Below are 18,122 nucleotides of genomic sequence, written 5' to 3'. Positions count from 1 at the left end.
TCACCGTCGGCCCCGGCCGATGAAGGAGTCCTCGAAGATGCCGGGCGGCAGCTCGACCCCCTGCTCGGCGAAGCGGTCGGTGAAGGCGGGACGTACCCCCGTGGGGATCGCCTGTCCGAGGAACCTGCCGTTGGCGTCCACCCCGGCGGCGTAGTCGAAGACGAAGGCGTCCTGCAGGGTGACGATGTCACCCTCCATGCCCTGCACCTCGGTGATGTGGGTGACCCGGCGGGTGCCGTCCCTCAGCCGGGTCAGGTGCACGATGACGTCCACGGCGGAGGCGATCTGCTCCCGGATGGCCCGCAGCGGCAGGTCCATGCCGGCCATGAGCACCATGGTCTCCAGGCGCGCGACCGCGTCGCGGGGAGTGTTGGCGTGCAGGGTGGACAACGAGCCGTCGTGCCCGGTGTTCATGGCCTGCAGCATGTCCAGGCTCTCCCCGCCGCGGACCTCGCCCACGATGATGCGGTCCGGGCGCATGCGCAGCGAGTTGCGGACCAGGTCGCGGATGGTGACCGCACCGGTGCCCTCGATGTTGGGCGGCCGGCTCTCCAGGCGCACGACGTGGTCCTGCTGCAGCTGCAGCTCGACGGCGTCCTCGATGGTCACGATGCGCTCGGTGTTGGGGATGAAGGAGGAGAGCACGTTGAGCATCGTCGTCTTGCCCGTGCCGGTGCCCCCGGCGACCAGGATGTTGAGCTTGGCCTCGACGCAGCCGTGCAGCAGCTGGACCATCCGGGTCGAGAGGCTGCCGCGCGCGACGAGGTCGTCCGCCCGCAGCGGGACCTTGCCGAACTTGCGGATGGTCAGCGTCGAGCCGGAGAAGGCGAGCGGCGGGATCACCGCGTTGACGCGGGAGCCGTCCTCGAGCCGGGCGTCCACCATCGGCGAGGACTCGTCGATCCGCCGCCCGACCCGGCCCACGATGCGCTCGATGATGCGCCGCAGGTGCTCGTCGGAGGAGAACTGCACGTCGGCGCGCTGGAGCCGGCCCGCTTGCTCGACGTAGACGTTGTCGTGGCCGTTGACCATGATCTCGGTGACCGAGTCGTCGTCCAGCAGCTTCTGCAGCGGGCCGTAGCCCAGGACGTCGTCGGAGATCTCGGCGATCAGCCGACGGCGCTCGTCTGCCCGCAGCGGCACGCTGCTCGCGTTGACCAGGGCGGTCATCTCCCGCAGGACCAGGTCGCGCAGTGCCTGCTCGCCCATGGAGGAGTCGGTGAGCCGGTTGCCGAGCCGCTGGAAGAGCTGGTCACGGGCCTCGGCCTTGAGACCCGCCAGGGCATCTGACTGCCGGGGCCGCTGCGCGGCGAGGCTCGGGGCTCCGGCGGCCGTCGGGTCGGTAGTCGGCGAATCACCGGGGCGGGCCGGCTCCGGGAGACCAGAGCCGGTCACGGCCTGCCCCGGGTGCTCAGCCTCCGGCGGCGTCGAGGTGACTGCCTCGCTCATCGGCAGCGTCGTGGGTGGGGGGACATCCCGGGCCAGTCTGCCGTGGTCGGGAGCGGCGCTCTGGGCGCGGCGCAGGCGTTCGCTGAGGCTCATCGCGCCATCAGTCCCCGGTGTCGGCCACCGCGGCTGCCTGAGCTCAGTGGAGCGAAGGTGGAAGCCAGTGCGGTGAGGTCCTTGCTGACTGAGTCGCGGGGCTGGCTCAGGACGATCGGCTCCCCGGCGTTGGTGGAGCGCAGCACCTTCGGGCTGCGGGGCAGCACGACATCGACCCTGCGGGCCAGAGTGGCGGCCACGTCGGAGACGCTGAGCCCGCCACCCTTCTCGACCATGTTGAGCAGCACCTGGATACGCAACGGCTCCAGGTCCAGCTCCTCGAGGACCTCCAGCTCCTTGCGCATCCCCCGCACGCTCGGCACGTCCAGCCCGGAGACCAGGACGAGGTCGGTGGCATGGTCCAGCGCAGCGAGCGTCTGGTCGGTCAGACCGGGCGCGGTGTCGATGATGACGTAGCGGAACTCCTGCTTGAGCGTCTCCAGCAGCCGGGACAGGGCAGCCGTGCCGATCTGGTCGGCGTCGGCCGGGTTGCGGACACCCGGGACGACGTGCAGGCCGGACTCGTGCTTGGTCAACAAGGTCTTGAGCGCGATGGCGTCGCTGGCGACCGGACCGGTCAGCACGTCGACCAGTGTGTACGTCGGGTCCAGGCTGAGCGCGGCGGCCACGTCGCCGAACTGGACGTCGAGGTCGACCAGCACCGTCCCGGTCGGGGAGTGCTGCGCCAGGGCGACGGCCAGGTTGGTCGCGATCGTCGTCTTGCCGACACCACCCTTGGGGGAGGCCACCGTGATGACCCGCCCGGTGAACGGCTCGGCCTGTGCCGGCCGCCCACCGAGCGCACCGGCCGACTCCATCGTGCGTCGCACGGCCCACCGCACGTCCTCCACGGCAGCGTCCGGGGCCAGGACGTCCCGCACACCGCTACGCAGCGCACGCAGGGCGATCTCCTCGCCCCGAGAGGTGACCAGGACGACGCTGACGTGGGGGTAGGACTGCTCCATCCGCGACGCCATCTGAAGGGCGCGCTCCTCCGTCTCCGCGTCGCCGGCGCCGTCCAGGATGACGGTGCGGACCGACTCGGGCTCCTCCGCCAGAGCCAGCAGCTGCGCGGCACCGGCGGGGACCTGGTCGGGGGCGATGACCATGAGGTCCTCGTCGCCGCCTGCCAGTCGGATGGTGCGCGCGAGGTGGCGGGAGCCGGTGGCCAGGATGACGGCGCTCATTCGAGTAGTCCCTCGACGCGGGTGGGCATAGCGGGTACCACGGCACGGACCTCCGCGTCGTCGGCGTCCATGGGGGCCAGGGTGAGCCAGAGGCTGCCGGTCTCCATGCTGAAGATCACCCGGGCAGCGTCCTGCGGGTCCAGGGCAAGGGTGACGTGGACGGTGTCCGCCGCTGCGCCGTCCTGCTCCTCGCCCGCGGTCGGGAGGTGACCGCCCTCGACCCGGACCACCAGGACCTTGTCCAGCAGCAGGTCGGTGACGGTGATCGAGTCGTCGGAGGACTCCGCGCTCTCCGCCCCGTCCTCGCCGTCAGGGCCACCGGCGCCGGCGCGGGCCTGGTCGTCGTCCCAGACCAGGGCGCCGTCGGCGTCGATCGACCAGCCAGCGGGGGGCTTCGCCTCGAAGGTGCCGAAGACGCCGACCAGGTCGCCTGCGGCGATGCTGCCGCCGAGCGCCCGGGGGTTGGTGATGTTGATGGTCAGCTGGTGCAGGTCTTCGGCCTCTTCCGGCAGGACGAAGGCACCCTGGCGACGCAGCTCGTCGGGGGAGACGAACATGGCGCTGGTGATCTGCTGGTCCGGCAGGATCTGCAGGGCCGCGACGCGGTCCTCCAGGTCCTCGACCGCGCCCACGGCGCCCTGCATGACATAGGCGCGCGGGACCTGGCGCACCTCCAACGCGGCCGATGCCTCTGGCGCCGGCGTCCCCTGGACGATCTGGTCGTTCGCCACCAGGACGTCGACGGTCTCCTGACCGGCGAGCGCACGAGCGTCGGCCCGGTTGGCGTAGTTGACGACGAGCATGATGCCGACGGCCGCCAGGAGCAGGGCCGCAACGGCGGCCACAACGCGCTTGATCACGGAGAGTTCCTCAAGAGTTTTGTCGTCGTAGGTGACGACTTAGTTACTGTTCTCATGATCGGGATCGATCAGACGGACGATCGATGTCTCGCTTTCTGCATCGTCCCCCGTATAGTCATCGCCGATATCCACCCATTCCACGAAGCGGACGTTGAGGCATGAGTCTCGATAGTCGCTCTTCTTGGGCGCACTGCCTGGACACTTGACGCCGTCCTGAACCGTCGGCCCGCCCTCCGAGAAGTGGTAGCCCAAGAGTTGCAGGGCGGCGAACCTTTCGATTGTGTACCAGGCATTGCTGCCCTGCCCACGGTAGGACCCGAAGATCGGGAGCAGGAACACATCGTTGATCTTGAGCGCCTCAGCCACACAGCCTTCGGGCCGGTTGGCACCATTGTCCCCGAGGACCTCTGCCCCGACGTTGATGTTGGCCTGGCAGTCGGTATGGACGAGCCATCCAAAACCGCCAGGTGGATAGTTCAGGACCCCGCAGTCGATGGTGGTGAACAGGTCCTTGCCCTTGGGCAACCACACCTGGACGTTCTGGTTCAGCACCGGAGCCCCCGCCGAGTCGTAGAAGTTGCATCCAGAGACCGTCAGCGGCAGCATGGCCGGCCCGGCCTGCGGTGCCTCCCACTGCGCTGTTGCTGCCCGGACGACGGTGAACGTTTCGACTCCGAAGGCGCCTGCGAAGAAGTTCTCGTGCTGAGCCGTCACCCTCACCGTCACCTGGTTGCCGTCCGGGTCCACGACGACGTCCTCGACGGGGGTGCGGACATTCTCCCCAGCCAACCGCTCGGCCATCGCTCGCACGAGCGGAGGCGCACCGACCGAGCAGTCGAGGTCCCCCTGCGCACATTCCTGGGCCGCGGCGAGCGCAGCGGCATCCGCAGCGTTCTGGACCTCCTGCGACCTGGCGTAGGCAGAGGTGACGTCGACGCCGAGCCCGGCGAAGCCGATGAGCACGAGCATGACGATCGCCACGATGACGGCCGAAGCCCCACGTTCTGGCTGGTCACGAAGGAGCCGGCTCAGCCGTTGCATCGCATGGCGCCTTTCGCCGAGATCGTCCAGCTGGTGCCGAAGAATCCGGTCAGGCTGCTGGTGGTGTAGCTGGGCTGCACGCTCCACAGGCAGTCCGACTGCCCGGGGGTGCCGGACTGCGTGGGGGTGTGACCGGCAAGACCGCTGCCGATCGGACCGAGCGGCCAGAAGACGTCCTCCAGCTTGTCCCGGCCAGCGTCAGCGCTGTCGGTGATCGCAGCGGTACGTGCGGCGTCACGCGAGGCCTGGGCGAGGCTGCCCTGGATCGCCCAGAGCCGGCCGAACTCCATGATGCCCACGAGAAGAGTGACCAGGAGCAGTGCCACGAGGGCGAATTCGACCGCCGCAGCACCTCGGTCTCGTTGCTCGCTCATTCAAGGCCTTCGCTCGTCAGCACCTGCGTACGGCGGGCCGGAGTCGGGAGATTGCCCGACTCCGACCCAACTGCGTGTCAGCCTGCGTCGCCGCCGCCACCACCGGTGCCGGGCGTCAGGTTGATTCCGTCGAACATGTCGCGGAGGTCCCCACCAAGGGTGAAAACAACGCCGATGATGAGCGCCGCGATAGCGGCGACCATGATGCCGTACTCGACCGCGGTCGCACCGCGCTCCTTGTCGGCGGCCACGAGCTTGTCGCGCAGGGTGATGAGGGCGTGCGAAATGAACAGCATGACATTCTCCAGTGGGACGTGGCCAAAAGGCCGTCAGAAGCACTCCAAGAGCTCTTCTCCTGGAGCGACGAAAGGCCGGCAAGGGGTGTCGACCTGACCTTCAGCACCATCCTTGGTCGCTGTCGGTCAGGCACACTGTGCACTACCTGGACGGATGAAAGCAAGGGCCGGTGACCGCCGAGTAACCCTCGCGACGTCGAGAGCGACCTGCGAGGGTTCCTTTACCCTCCCTTGACCCTGCGAACGTGCAGGTCAGGGCCTCGGGTCATCCATTCCCCGGATCTGCGAGTGTGAGCAGTGTCACACCGGCGCGCCGTCCTGGTGAAGCGTGAAACGCAGCCGTAGGAACTACGGCGACCTTCGCACGCGACGCAGAAAGACCGGGCGGGCCACCTGGCCCACCCGGTCCTCGGACGTCGGGATCCCGCTGGAGCTCCTACTTGAGGAAGTCGGGCACGTCCAGGTCGTCGTTGTCCTCGAAGGTCACCTGGCGCGGCGGCTGCTGGACCGGGGGACGCTGCGGCGCGGCCTGCTGGGCCGGGGCCTGCTGGGGCTGCTGGGGAGCGGCCTGCCGGGCCGGCTCCTGCTGCTGCGCGGCCTGCTGGGGGGCCGGGGAACCGTTCACGCCACCCTGGGCAGCGCCCTGCTGCGGACGCTGGGCGCCTGCCTGCTGGGCGGGGGCACCGACCGAGCGCGGGGCGCCGAGACCGCCCTGCTGGACCTGGGGACGGGCGCCACCCTGAGCCTGGCCCATGGCGCGCTCCTCGCCGCGAGCATGGGGAGCGCCGCCGTCGAAGCCGGCCGCGATGACGGTGACCCGCACCTCGTCGCCGAGGGAGTCGTCGATGACCGCGCCGAAGATGATGTTCGCCTCCGGGTGGGCCGCCTCCTGGACCAGGCGGGCCGCCTCGTTGATCTCGAACAGACCCAGGTCGGAGCCGCCCTGCACGGACAGCAGCACGCCGTGGGCACCCTCGATGCTGGCCTCCAGCAACGGGGAGGAGATGGCCAGCTCGGCAGCCTGCACGGCCCGGTCCTCGCCGCGGGCCGAGCCGATGCCCATCAGCGCCGAGCCGGCGCCCTGCATGACCGACTTGACGTCCGCGAAGTCCAGGTTGATCAGGCCGGGGGTGGTGATCAGGTCGGTGATGCCCTGGACACCGGAGAGCAGCACCTGGTCGGCGGAGCGGAAGGCGTCGAGCATCGACACGGTGCGGTCGGAGATCGACAGCAGCCGGTCGTTGGGGATGACGATGAGGGTGTCGACCTCCTCGCGGAGGCTGGCGATGCCGGACTCGGCCTGGTTGGCGCGACGACGACCCTCGAAGGTGAACGGCCGGGTGACCACGCCGATGGTCAGCGCGCCCAGCGACTTGGCGATCTTGGCCACGACCGGGGCACCGCCCGTGCCCGTGCCGCCGCCCTCGCCCGCGGTGACGAAGACCATATCGGCGCCCCGCAACGCCTCCTCGATCTCCTCCGTGTGGTCCTCCGCGGCGCGGCGCCCGACCTCCGGGTCGGCGCCGGCCCCCAGGCCGCGGGTGAGCTCCCGGCCGACGTCGAGCTTGACGTCGGCGTCGCTCATGAGCAGCGCCTGGGCGTCGGTGTTGATGGCGATGAACTCGACGCCCTTCAGGCCGACCTCGATCATGCGGTTGATGGCGTTCACGCCACCGCCGCCGATGCCGACGACCTTGATAACGGCCAGGTAGTTCTGGGCTGCGGACACGGGTGAGACCTCTCCGGTTCGGGTGCGTTGTGGGCGGCGCGTGAGCGTCCCCGTCACCCTACGACGAGCCGCCGCTGAACCCCACCGACGTCAATCTCAACCTCAGGTCGAAGGTCGAGGCTTCAGCTGGTGGCGGCGGGAAGGCCGGTGACGACCGGGGTGTCCGGGGTGCGGACGTCGATGTCGATCCGGGTGCCGCCCTGAGGGTCGACGGCGTCCTGGCCGATGATGGCGGTGACGACCTGCCACTTCTTCTCGTTCTGCTCCGGCGGTCCCCACTCCAGGCGGACCTCGCCCACGCGCAGGGTGACGGCACCGTCGGCGGCGACGCGGGGGCGGCCCAGGTCGCCCTGGAGCACGTCCGGGTCCGGGCGCATCCGCCACAGCTGGGCCAGGCCGGCGACCGTAGGACGGTCCAGCTCTGTCGGGTCGCCCGCCGTCTGCAGCAGCGGCAGCTTGTTGCTGTGCTCCGTCACCTGCTCGTAGACGACGCCGCCGGCGTCGGCCAGCCAGGTGGACGTGCCGTCGGTCAGCGCCAGCACGGGCTCACGCTCGGTGATGGTCAGCCGCACCGTGGACGGCCAGTCGCGCTCGACGGAGACCGCCGCGATCCGCGTGTCGGTCAGCACCCGCTCCCCCACCGCTCCCTCGGCCACCCGGGCCAGGGGGCGGCCGTTCGGGATCTGGGCCAGGGCTACCGCCGACTCCTGGACCTCCTCCCGGCCACCGGAGACCTGCAGGTCCTTGACCACGAAGGCGGAGGAGAAGAAGAACAGGAAGATGACGCCGGCGGCGAGCAGCGCGACCACGGTCAGCCAGGTCAGCAGCGTGCGCCGTGGCCGGCCCGTCGACCGCCTCATCCGCAGCCGGTGCTTCATCCGCTCCCACCGGCCCGGGTCCTGGCCCTTCTCGCGGTCCGCCTGTCGCTCGGCCAGAGCATCCGTCGGTGGGGTGCGCAGCCCAGCACTCATGCCGTTCCTCCGTCTCTGCCGAGCAGGGTGAGCAGCCGTGGGCCGACCTCGGTCACGTCGCCGGCCCCGATTGTCACCACGAGGTCATCCCGTCCCGTGACCAGCCGGGCCAGCTGCCGGGCCGCATCGTCCAGGTCCTCGGCCTCGTGCACCTCGGGCGCTGCGGGAGACTCCCGGACGAGTGCAGCCAGCAGGCCAGAGGTCACCCCGGGGTAGTCCTCCTGGGTCTCGCGGGCGCCGTAGACCGGCAGCAGGACGACGACATCGGCGGCCGCCAGCCCCTCCGCGAAGCCGTGGGCAAAGTCGCGGGTGCGGGAGTAGAGGTGGGGCTGGAAGGCCACCACGACCCGGCGCCCGTCGGCAGCGCTGCGGGCGGCCCGCACGGCCGCACCGACCTTGGGAGCATTGTGGGCGTAGTCGTCGACGACCTCGACGTCCCCGTGCCGGCCGACCAGCTCGAACCGGCGGTGCGCCCCGGCGAAGGCGGAGAGCCCGGCCAGCGCCCGGTCCGTCGAGGCTCCCAGCCCGACCGCCGCCGCCAGCAGCGCTGCGGTCGCGTTGTGCACATTGTGCTCCCCCGGCACCGGCAGCGTGAGGGACACGCTCGTGCCCGCTGCGACGGGCCCGGTGTCCCGGTCGAAGGTGAGGGTGCCGGAGGACGACATACCGGAGCTGGTCACGTCGGTGAGGCGCACGTCGGCGGCCGACCCCTCCCCCCAGGTCAGCACCCGGGTCCCGTGCTCGCGGGCCCGCTGCGCCAGCCGTGCCGCGCCCGGGTCGTCGGCGTGGGTCACCAGCAGCCCGCCGGGCCGCAGGGTGAGCACGAAGTCGAGGTAGGCCCGCTCCAGGGTCTCCACGTCGCCGTAGAAGTCGAGGTGGTCGGGCTGGACGTTGGTCACCACGGCCACGTCCGGCCGGTAGGCGAGGAAGCTGCCGTCGCTCTCGTCGGCCTCGACCACGACGGGCGCCCCCTCGCGGCCCGCGGCGGCGTTGGCCCCCGTGCTCGCCAGCGGGGCACCGATGACGTAGCCGGGCTCCAGCCCGGCGCCCTGCAGCGCGGTCGTGGTCATCGCGCTGGTGGTGGTCTTGCCGTTGGCCCCCGCCACGGCGACCACGGCGCGGCCGGCGAGCAGGGAGGAGATCCCCTGGGCGCGGTGCAGCACCCGCAGCCCGGCCGCGCGGGCGGCGGCGAGCTCGGGGTTGTCCTCGCGGATCGCCCCGGAGATCACCACCGTCTGCGCCGCACCGAGGTGGGCCGCGTCATGCCCGACATGCACGCGAGCACCCTCCGCCTCGAGCGCGCGCAGCGCCGGGCTGTCGGACCGGTCCGAGCCGGAGACGGGTATGCCGCGGGCCAGGAACATCCGGGCCACCCCGGACACGCCGGACCCGCCGATCGCGATGAGGTGCACCGGCCCCAGCTCCTCGGCGGGCGGCACCGGCGCGGTGAAGTCGAACCTGCTGGTCAGCATCGTCCGGCCGACCTCACACCCGGCCCGCGGCCTGGAGGACCAGGTCGACCAGCCGCTCGTCGGCGTCCCGCTGGCCGTGCTCGGCGGCGGCCGCCGCCATCGTGCCGAGGGCCTCCCGGTCGCCCAGCAGGGGTATGACGTCGCTGCGCACCCAGTCGGGGCGCACCTGGGCGTCCTCGACGATCCGGCCCCCGCCGGCGGCGACGACGTCGGCGGCGTTGAGCCGCTGCTCGCCGTTGCCGACCGGCAGCGGGACGTAGATCGCCGGCAGCCCTACCGCCGCCAGCTCGCAGACCGTGCCCGCACCGGCCCGGCAGACCGCCAGGTCGGCCACGGAGTAGGCCAGGTCCATCCGGTCGGTGTAGTCGAGCGCGACGTAGCGGGGACCGTCGGCCGACGGTGCCGCGAGGTGGACGCCCTTGCCGGCTCCGGTCAGGTGCAGCACCTGGACCCCCGCGGCCAGCAGGTCGGCGGCGGCCCCGGCGAAGGCCTCGTTGAGCCGCTGCGCCCCCAGCGACCCGCCGAAGACCAGCAGGGTGGGACGGTCCGCGTCCAGCCCGAAGTGCGCGAGGGCCTCGTCGCGGGACTGCGCCCGGTCCAGCTCACGCACCTCGGTGCGGAGCGGGAGCCCGACGACAGTCGCTCCCGGGAGGGAGGTGCTGGCGAAGGTCGTGGCGACGTGCTCGGCGAACCGGGCACCGAGCCGGTTGGCCAGGCCGGGACGGGCGTTCTGCTCGTGGATCACCACGGGCACCCGGGCGCGGCGGGCCGCGAGGTAGGCCGGGGTGGCCACATACCCGCCGAACCCCACCACCACGTCTGCCTCGACGGCGCGAAGGGCGCCGGCGGCGGTGGAGATGGCCTGGCGCAGCGCGCCGGGGAAGCGCAGCACGGCGGGCCCCGGCCGTCGGGGGAAGGGCACCTTCGGCACGACGGTCAGGGGGTAGCCGCGCTCGGGCACGAGCCTGGACTCCAGGCCCTCGGCGGTGCCGAGCACCTGGATCCGCACCTCGGGCACGCGGCGCCGTAGTGCGTCGGCGGTCGCCAGGAGCGGGTTCACGTGACCGGCGGTGCCGCCGCCGGCGAGCACGACGGACAGCGGAGCCCCTGGCCCGGGGCCGTCAGCCTCGACCCGGGTGGCGTCTGCCTCGTTCACGGGCGGCCTCCCGGGCGACGCGCCGCACGGGGGGCGGCAGCCCGCGGCGACGTGGTCCGGGGGGCCTTGGTCGCGCCGTTCTTGCGGGACGCGTGCTTCGCTGGCGTGTCCTTGCGGGACGACGCGGAGCTCGTGGCGCTCCGCCCGGTCGCCCTCGCTGCGCGAGCGGCCGTCGTTGCGGCGGGGACCGCGGCGATCGTGCGCCGCAGGACGGAGGCGCGTCCGGAGAACCGGTCCTGCGCCTCCGGCAGCGACCGGGCCAGGGCCAGGAGCAGGCCCACGCCCATCAGGGCGGCGATGAGCGCCGAGCCGCCGCTGGAGACCAGCGGGAGGGGCACACCGATGATGGGCAGCATCCCGATGACGGAGCCGATGTTGAGCAGCGCCTGGGCCAGGAACCAGATCATCACCCCGGCTGCGGCCAGCCGGGCGAAGGTGTCCTCGGACTGGGAGACGATCCGCACGCAGGCGTAGGCCAGGACCGCGAAGAGGATCAGGACGGTCAGCGTGCCCGGCAGGCCCAGCTCCTCGCCGATGATGGCCAGGATGAAGTCGTTGTGCGGCTCGGGCAGCAGGCCCCACTTCTCCCGGGAGCCGCCCAGCCCGACACCCCACCAGCCGCCGTCGGCCAGGGCGTACTCGGCGTGCACCTTCTGGAAGCAGCCGTCGACGTGCGGGTTGTCGCAGATGCCGCCGATCCACACCTGGATGCGCTGCATGCGGTTGGCCGATCCGGCGGCCAGGTAGGCCACGCCGCCGGCAGCGACCGCACCGACCCCGACGAACCAGCGGGCCGGCAGCCCGGCGGACCACAGCAGCCCGACCAGGATCGACAGCAGGATCAGCGCGGTGCCGAGGTCGTTGCCCTGCAGGACCAGACCGACGAGGACCAGGCCGACGGGGAAGACGAGCGGGACGGTCGCGTGCCCGATCTTGTGGATGAGGTGCCGCTTGGTGGCCAGCACGGCCGCGCCGAAGACGACGAGCGCGATCTTGCCGAACTCGGAGGGCTGCAGCGTGCGGCCGCCGATCATCAGCCAGTTCTGGTTGCCCTGGTAGGAGTCCAGGCCGAGCGGGCTGAACACCGCCGCCTGCAGCGCCAGCGCCCCCAGCGCCGCGGGCCAGGCCAGCCGCTTCCACCACCGCAGCGGGACGCGGGAGCCGACGACCGCCAGCACGATGCCCACCCCGGCATACATGACCTGGTTGAGGAAGACGGAGTAGGAGTTGCCGCTCTCCAGGTAGGCGCCCGGGCCGCTGGCCGACAGGACCATGACCAGGCCGAGCACCGTCAGCACCGCCGCGCTGACGGCGATCAGGTAGTAGGGCGCCACCGGCGAGCGCAGCCACGTGCCGACCGTGGCTGCCGTCCAGCCGTGGGACTCGTCGCCGAAGGTGGCGTAGTCGTCGCCGGGGTTCTGCGAGCCTGCCGGGCCTGCCGACGCTCCCGGTCCACGTGACCCCGCAGAGTCTTGCGGTCCCCTGGCCTTTGCGGACCCCCGCTGCCGGGAACGGGGCGGCAGGGTGGCCGTCACGGTGACTCCTCCAGCCCCAGGCGCCGGCGGACGGCGGCAGCGAAGGTGTCGCCTCGGCTGCCGTAGCTGGGGAACATGTCGAGCGAGGCGGCGGCCGGCGAGAGCAGCACGACGTGGCCCGGCCGGGCGAGCCGGGCGCAACGCCCCACGACGTCGTCCATGAGCTTCTCCAGACCGGCCATGTCCCCATGGTCGGTGACGCCGGCGTCCTCGACGGGGACGTGCGGCGCGTGTCGGGCCAGCGCGTCGGCGAACTCCGCCCGGTCGGCGCCGAGCAGCACCACCGCCCGCAGCTGCCCGGCGACCCGCGCGACCAGCTGGTCGACGTCGGCGCCCTTGAGCTGGCCGCCGGCGACCCAGACGATGTCCGGGTAGGCCTCCAGCGCCGCCTGGGCGGCGTGCGGGTTGGTCGCCTTGGAGTCGTCGACCCAGGTGACGCCCGCGTGCTCGGCGACGACCTGGGTCCGGTGGGCGTCCGTGCGGAAGGCCCGCAGCCCGTCGCGGACCGCGGCGGGGGTGATGCCTGCGGCACGGGCCAGGGCCGCGGCCGCCAGGGCGTCGACCACCAGGTGCGGCGGGGGCGCGCCGTCGCCGGTGCCGCCGGAGGCCTGGGCGAGGTCGGCCAGGGTCCCGAGCTCGGCGGCCGAGGTCCGGCGCTCCTCGACGAAGGCGCGGTCGGCCAGGACGTCGTCCACCAGGCCGAGCATGGACAGCCCCGGCGTGCCGAGGGTGACCCCGATCGCCCGAGCCCCCTCGACGACGTCGGCCGCCTCGACCATGGCCTCGGTGGCGGGGTCCTGGACGTTGTAGACGCAGGCCAGCTGGGTGCGCTCGTAGATGCGGGCCTTGTCCGCGGCGTACTGCTCCATCGAGCCGTGCCAGTCCAGGTGGTCCGGTGCCACGTTGAGCACGCAGGAGGCCAGGGGGCTGACCGAGTGGGTGAAGTGCAGTTGGAAGCTGGACAGCTCCACGGCGATGACGTCGTAGGGCTCGGGGTGCTGGACGGCGTCCAGGACGGGCGTGCCGACGTTGCCCACGGCGATCGCACGCAGCCCTGCCGCGTGCAGGATGGACTCCAGCAGCTGCACGGTCGTGGTCTTGCCGTTGGTGCCGGTGACGCACAGCCAGGGCGCGGCGCCCACGCGCGGGCGCAGGCGCCAGGCCAGCTCGACCTCGCTCCAGACGGGTATGCCGTGCTGCGCCGCCCCGTGCAGCACCGGGTGGTCCGGGCGCCAGCCGGGCGAGGTGATGACGACGTCCACGTCCAGGTCGGCGGGCCAGCTGGCGACCTGCTCCGGGCCCAGGCGCACGTCCGCGCCCAGGATGCCGAGGATCCCGGCCTGCGTGGTCTGCTTCTCGGTGCCCGTGCCGGCGTCGAGGACGGTGACCGTGGCCCCGTGCTGCAGCAGGGCGTCCGCGGCCGCGAAACCGGTGACACCGAGCCCGGTGACGAGGGCCCGCAGGCCGGTCCAGTCCGCGTCGCGGTGGGTCAGGGTGTCCAGCGGTCTCACAGGTTGGCCACCCACTCGGCGTAGAACATCCCCAGGCCGACGGCCACGCAGAGCCCGGCGACGATCCAGAACCGGATGACGATCGTGACCTCGGCCCACCCGAGCAGCTCGAAGTGGTGCTGCAGGGGTGCCATCCGGAACACCCGTCTACCGGTGAGCTTGAAGCTGGCCACCTGGATGATCACCGACAGGGTGATGAGGACGAACAGCCCGCCGAGCACGGCCAGCAGCAGCTCGGTGCGGGTGGTGATGGCCAGGCCGGCCAGCCCGCCGCCGAGGGCCAGCGAGCCGGTGTCGCCCATGAAGATCTTGGCCGGGGAGGCGTTCCACCACAGGAAGCCGAAGCACGCCCCGGCGACCGAGCAGGCCACGACGGCGAGGTCCAGGGCGTCGCGGACGTCGTAGCAGTTGGGCCCGGGCGCGATCTGGCAGTTCTGGTTGTACTGCCAGATCCCGATGACCGAGTAGGCCCCGAAGACCATCACGCTGGCCCCGGTCGCCAGCCCGTCCAGGCCGTCGGTGAGGTTGACCCCGTTGGAGGCCCCCGCGATGAGGATGTTGGCCCAGATGATGAACAGGATCACGCCCAGCACCGGCCCGGCGAACGCAAGGTCCACGGAGGTGTCCCGGACGAAGGAGATCGCGGTCGACGCCGGTGCCCGGGAGCTGTCGTTGGTGACCAGCAGCGCCAGCAGGGCGAAGATGATGGCCACGACGGTCTGCCCCGCCAGCTTCTCCACCGAGGTCAGGCCCAGGCTGCGCTGCTTGGAGATCTTGGTGTAGTCGTCCAGGAAGCCGATCAGCCCCAGGCCGGTGATGAGGAAGAGGACCAGCAGCGCGCTGAGCGAGAACCGGCTGTGGGTGACCTCCACGATCCCGGACATGTCCAGCAGGATCAGCAGCAGGTGGGAGAGGAAGTAGCCGAGCAGGGTGGCGGCGATGATGATGGCGCCGCCCATGGTGGGCGTGCCGCGCTTGGTGTGGTGGGAGGTGGGGCCGTCGTCACGGATGAACTGGCCGTAGCCGCGGCGCACCAGGAAGCGGATGAACAGCGGGGTGCCGAAGAGGGCGACCACCAGGGCCACGCCGCCGGCGAGCAGGACGTTGACCATCAGGGACCGACCCGCGCCAGCTCGTCCCCCAGCAGCCGCAGGCCGGAGTCGCGGCTGCTCTTGAGCAGGACGACGTCGGCCGGCCCCAGGTGGTCCTCGAGGAAGGCACGGGCCTCGTGCCGGTCGGGCAGGAAGGTCGCCTCCGCGCCGCCGCCCTCGAGGTATGCGGTGGCGGCCGGCTCGGCCAGCTGGCCCACGGTGACCAGGTGGTCCACGCCGAGAGCGGCGGCCAGGGCCCCGACGCGGGCGTGCTCGGCGTCGCTGTCGGCGCCGAGCTCGAGCATCCCGCCGAGCACCGCGACCAGCCGCCCCTCGGGGGTGCGCATCGTGGCGAGCGCGCGCAGCGCGGCGGCGGTCGAGTCGGGGTTGGCGTTGTAGGCGTCGTTGACGACGACGACGCCGTCGGGCCGCTCGGTGACCTCCATCCGCCAGCGGGACCGGGGCACCGCGTCCGCGAGCGCCAGGGCGACCTGCTCCCACGGCATACCCCACTCGTGGGCGACGGCGGCGACGGCGAGGGCGTTGCCGACGTGGTGCTCGCCGACCAGCCGCAGCGTGACCGGGATCCCCTCCTCGGGCGTCCCGGGCCCGTGCACGGTGAAGGAGGCGCGCCCCCGGGCGTCGGTGGTCACGTCGGCGGCGCGCAGGTCGGCGTCGTCCCCCCGGCCGACCAGCAGGGTGCGCGCGCCGCCGGCGGCGGCGTCGCGGGCCATCCGGGCCACCACGGGGTCGTCGGCGTTGAGCACGGCCAGCCCGCCCTCCGGCAGCGCCTGGACCAGCTCGGCCTTGGCCCGCCCGATGGCCTCGCGCGAGCCGAACTCGCCCAGGTGGGCCGAGCCGACGTTGAGCACGACCGCCACCTGCGGGGGGGCGACGGTGGTGAGGTGGGCGATGTGCCCGGCCCCGGAGGCGCCCATCTCGGCGACCAGGTATGCGGTGTCCGGCGTCAGCCGGCACACGGTCAGCGGCACGCCGACCTCGGAGTTGTAGGACGCCTCGGGGGCCAGCGTCGGCCCCAGCCCGGAGACCACCTGCGCCATCAGGTCCTTGGTGGACGTCTTGCCGGAGGAGCCGGTGATGCCGACGATGCGCAGCCCGCCGGCGGCGGTGCAGCGCTCGACCACCTCCCGGCCCAGGGCCGCGAACCCGCGCGTCACGGCGTCGTAGGGAGGCCGGTCGGGCCGCGGCGAGAGCCGGGCCGGGTCCTCGTCCAGGACCACGCAGGGCAGGACGTCGGACTCACGGTTCGTCAGTGCCCCCACCGCGCCGCGGTCGGCGGCCGCGGCGAGGTAGTCGTGGCCGTCGGCGTGGTCGCCGCGGCGGGCGACGTAGAGGCTGCCGGGAGCGACCTCCCGGGAGTCGGTCACGACGGAGCCGGTGACCGTCAGCCCGGCCGCGGCCCCGTCACTGCCCCCGGGATGCACCCGGCCTCCGGTCACCTGCGCGACCTCCTGCAGCGTCAGGGGGATCACCCACCGGTCCTTTCGTCCTTGATCGCGATGTCCTCCAGTGTGACACCGGCGGGGTGGCCGGGAGCCTGCTCCTCGGGGTCGAACTCGAGCTCCACCTCCGGCTGCGGCGTCGTGTCCGGCAGGACGCCGTTCTTCTGCAGGGTGTAGCGCATGATGTCGGCGAACGGCGGCCCGGAGATCACGCCGCCGAACTCGCTGATCTGCCGCGGCCGCTGGATCACGACGGCGACGATGTACTTGGGGTCCTGCGCCGGGGCGAAGCCCATGAAGCTGGACGTCACGCCACCGGTGTACCGACCGGTCTGCGGATCCACGCGGGTGGCGGTGCTGCTCTTGCCGGCGATGTGGTAGCCGGGGACGGCGGCCAGCGGCGCGGTGCCGGTCGGGGAGGCGGTGGCCGTCATCATCTCGGTGAGCTGGGTGGCCGTCTCCTCGCTGATCACCCGGGAACCGTCGCCCAGCGGCGCCTCGACGTAGCGGCCCTCCTGGTCGACGGTGCCGGCGACCAGCGTGGGCGGCACGGTGATCCCGCCGTTGGCGACGGTCTGGAAGACGCCCATCTGCTGCAGCAGGGTGCTCGACAGGCCCTGGCCGAACATCATGGTGTAGCGGCTGGTGGCGCTCCAGGTGGAGGGCTCGGGGACCAGGCCGGTGGACTCCCCCGGCAGCCCGAGCCCGCTGAGCGAGCCCATCCCGAACTTGCGGTTCCACTCGTAGAGCTGCTCGTCGGTGAGCTTCTCGCCGTAGAGGATGGTGCCCTTGTTGGAGGAGTGGGCCAGGACACCGGAGAAGGTGAGGTACTGGACCGGCTTCTCGGTCGCGTCCTTGAACGCGACGCCGCCCCGGGGAACGCGGATGGGCACCACGATCGGGGTGTCCGGCTCGGCGATCCCCTCCTCCAGCGCGGCCGCCGCGGTGACCAGCTTGGAGGTCGAGCCGGGCTCGTAGACGTCCTCGACGGCGGCGTTGCGCATCCCCTCGGAGGTCTGCGTGCTGTCCGAGGGGTCGAAGCCGGGGTAGCTGGTCAGCGCCAGCAGCCGCCCTGTGCCGACCTCCATCACGGCGGCGTAGCCGGACAGCGCGTCGGCCTCGGCGATGCGGTCCTTGAGGGCGTTGTGGGCGTACCACTGGATGTCGGCGTCCAGGGTCAGGCGCAGGTCCTGCCCGGGCACCGCGGGCTCCTCCTCGTACAGACCGGTGGAGATGATCTCCCCGCTGCTGCCCGCCTCGTAGACGGCCTCGCCGGGGGTGCCGGTCAGCGCCTCGTGGTGCACCAGCTCCAGGCCACCGGCGGGCTGCTCGCCGGCACCGATCCAGCCGACCAGCGGCGCGGCGGACTCGCCGAGGGGGTAGTCGCGGCGCATGAGGTCCTCGGCGGAGAGGCCACGGACGCCGCGCGCCCGCAGCTCCTGCCACTGCTGGGGCGAGGCGTCGGGGACCAGCACGGCGTACTGCTCCCCGAGGGGATCCTCCAGCCGCCGCAGGACGTCGGCGCGGTCGGCGCCGGTGACCTCGGCGACCACGTCGGCGGCCGCCGCGAAGCCGGTGCCGACGACCTCGCCGTCCTCCCGCCGCTCGTAGTCGACCACCAGGGTGGGGTCGGCGATGATCCGCTTGCGCTCCACGCTGATCGCCAGCGGCTGGCCGTTGACGTCGGTGATGGTGCCCCGTGCGGCCGGCAGGATCATGCTCTGCAGGCGTCCGTCGAGGGCAGCGGCCGAGACGCTCGCGGCGTCCAGGCCCTGCAGCCGCACGAGCTGGGCGGCGAAGAGGGAGAGGACGAGGAAGATGCCGACCAGGAGGACCCGTGCCCGCCGCGCCGGGTGCACCACGCCCGAGGCCACCGCACCCCGGGGGCGACGTG

The 18,122-nt window shown here is 72.2% G+C and carries 15 protein-coding genes; all 15 read right to left on the bottom strand.

Features of this window, described 5'->3' with window-relative positions; genetic code table 11:
• The gene (locus ESZ52_RS06295; protein ID WP_131104179.1) at nucleotides 1-1,542 is read right to left on the bottom strand and encodes a TadA family conjugal transfer-associated ATPase; all 1,542 of its coding nucleotides are present in this window, start codon (nucleotides 1,540-1,542) and stop codon (nucleotides 1-3) included.
• Nucleotides 1,539-2,729 carry a CpaE/TadZ family protein gene (locus ESZ52_RS06290; RefSeq protein WP_131104178.1) on the bottom strand — a complete coding sequence of 397 codons (1,191 nt, stop codon included), beginning with the start codon at nucleotides 2,727-2,729 and terminating at the stop codon, nucleotides 1,539-1,541. Before ESZ52_RS06290 ends, ESZ52_RS06295 begins: the two co-directional genes overlap by 4 nt.
• Nucleotides 2,726-3,589 (bottom strand): Flp pilus assembly protein CpaB, encoded by an 864-nt coding sequence (gene cpaB / locus ESZ52_RS06285; protein ID WP_131104177.1) that lies wholly within the window; start codon nucleotides 3,587-3,589, stop codon nucleotides 2,726-2,728. Before cpaB ends, ESZ52_RS06290 begins: the two co-directional genes overlap by 4 nt.
• Nucleotides 3,590-3,628: 39 nt before the next feature.
• The gene (locus ESZ52_RS06280; RefSeq protein WP_131104176.1) at nucleotides 3,629-4,630 is read right to left on the bottom strand and encodes a pilus assembly protein TadG-related protein; all 1,002 of its coding nucleotides are present in this window, start codon (nucleotides 4,628-4,630) and stop codon (nucleotides 3,629-3,631) included.
• Nucleotides 4,618-5,004: a TadE/TadG family type IV pilus assembly protein gene (locus ESZ52_RS06275; protein ID WP_131104175.1), complete on the bottom strand. Its 387-nt coding sequence runs from the start codon at nucleotides 5,002-5,004 to the stop codon at nucleotides 4,618-4,620. Before ESZ52_RS06275 ends, ESZ52_RS06280 begins: the two co-directional genes overlap by 13 nt.
• A 77-nt stretch (nucleotides 5,005-5,081) precedes the next feature.
• Complete coding sequence (locus ESZ52_RS06270) at nucleotides 5,082-5,300, bottom strand: Flp family type IVb pilin (RefSeq protein ID WP_131104174.1); 219 nt, start codon at nucleotides 5,298-5,300, stop codon at nucleotides 5,082-5,084.
• A 436-nt stretch (nucleotides 5,301-5,736) separates the two neighbouring features.
• Nucleotides 5,737-7,029 (bottom strand): cell division protein FtsZ, encoded by a 1,293-nt coding sequence (ftsZ, locus tag ESZ52_RS06265; protein ID WP_131104173.1) that lies wholly within the window; start codon nucleotides 7,027-7,029, stop codon nucleotides 5,737-5,739.
• 122 nt (nucleotides 7,030-7,151) lie between these two features.
• Nucleotides 7,152-8,000: a cell division protein FtsQ/DivIB gene (locus tag ESZ52_RS06260; protein ID WP_131104172.1), complete on the bottom strand. Its 849-nt coding sequence runs from the start codon at nucleotides 7,998-8,000 to the stop codon at nucleotides 7,152-7,154.
• Nucleotides 7,997-9,472, bottom strand: coding sequence for a UDP-N-acetylmuramate--L-alanine ligase (murC, locus tag ESZ52_RS06255; protein ID WP_131104171.1), 1,476 nt, complete (start codon nucleotides 9,470-9,472; stop codon nucleotides 7,997-7,999). Before murC ends, ESZ52_RS06260 begins: the two co-directional genes overlap by 4 nt.
• 13 nt (nucleotides 9,473-9,485) lie before the next feature.
• Nucleotides 9,486-10,628: an undecaprenyldiphospho-muramoylpentapeptide beta-N-acetylglucosaminyltransferase gene (gene murG / locus ESZ52_RS06250; protein ID WP_238154514.1), complete on the bottom strand. Its 1,143-nt coding sequence runs from the start codon at nucleotides 10,626-10,628 to the stop codon at nucleotides 9,486-9,488.
• Entirely contained in the window at nucleotides 10,625-12,163 is a 1,539-nt protein-coding gene (gene ftsW / locus ESZ52_RS06245) for a putative lipid II flippase FtsW (RefSeq protein WP_238154515.1), read from the bottom strand. The genes murG and ftsW overlap by 4 nt, the downstream gene beginning before the upstream one ends.
• Entirely contained in the window at nucleotides 12,160-13,674 is a 1,515-nt protein-coding gene (murD, locus tag ESZ52_RS06240) for a UDP-N-acetylmuramoyl-L-alanine--D-glutamate ligase (RefSeq protein ID WP_238154516.1), read from the bottom strand. The genes ftsW and murD overlap by 4 nt, the downstream gene beginning before the upstream one ends.
• Complete coding sequence (mraY, locus tag ESZ52_RS06235) at nucleotides 13,671-14,786, bottom strand: phospho-N-acetylmuramoyl-pentapeptide-transferase (protein ID WP_131104169.1); 1,116 nt, start codon at nucleotides 14,784-14,786, stop codon at nucleotides 13,671-13,673. Before mraY ends, murD begins: the two co-directional genes overlap by 4 nt.
• A complete protein-coding gene (locus ESZ52_RS06230; protein WP_131104168.1) occupies nucleotides 14,786-16,258 on the bottom strand; it encodes a UDP-N-acetylmuramoyl-tripeptide--D-alanyl-D-alanine ligase in 1,473 nt (490 codons plus the stop codon). Before ESZ52_RS06230 ends, mraY begins: the two co-directional genes overlap by 1 nt.
• On the bottom strand, nucleotides 16,255-18,102 hold the full coding sequence (locus ESZ52_RS06225; protein WP_145968823.1) for a peptidoglycan D,D-transpeptidase FtsI family protein: 1,848 nt from the start codon (nucleotides 18,100-18,102) through the stop codon (nucleotides 16,255-16,257). Before ESZ52_RS06225 ends, ESZ52_RS06230 begins: the two co-directional genes overlap by 4 nt.
• Between the last annotated feature and the right edge of the window lie 20 nt (nucleotides 18,103-18,122).

This window comes from Ornithinimicrobium sufpigmenti (assembly GCF_004322775.1).
GTDB classification, from domain to species: domain Bacteria; phylum Actinomycetota; class Actinomycetes; order Actinomycetales; family Dermatophilaceae; genus Ornithinicoccus; species Ornithinicoccus sufpigmenti.
This window is presented reverse-complemented; position numbering and strand designations above follow the sequence as displayed.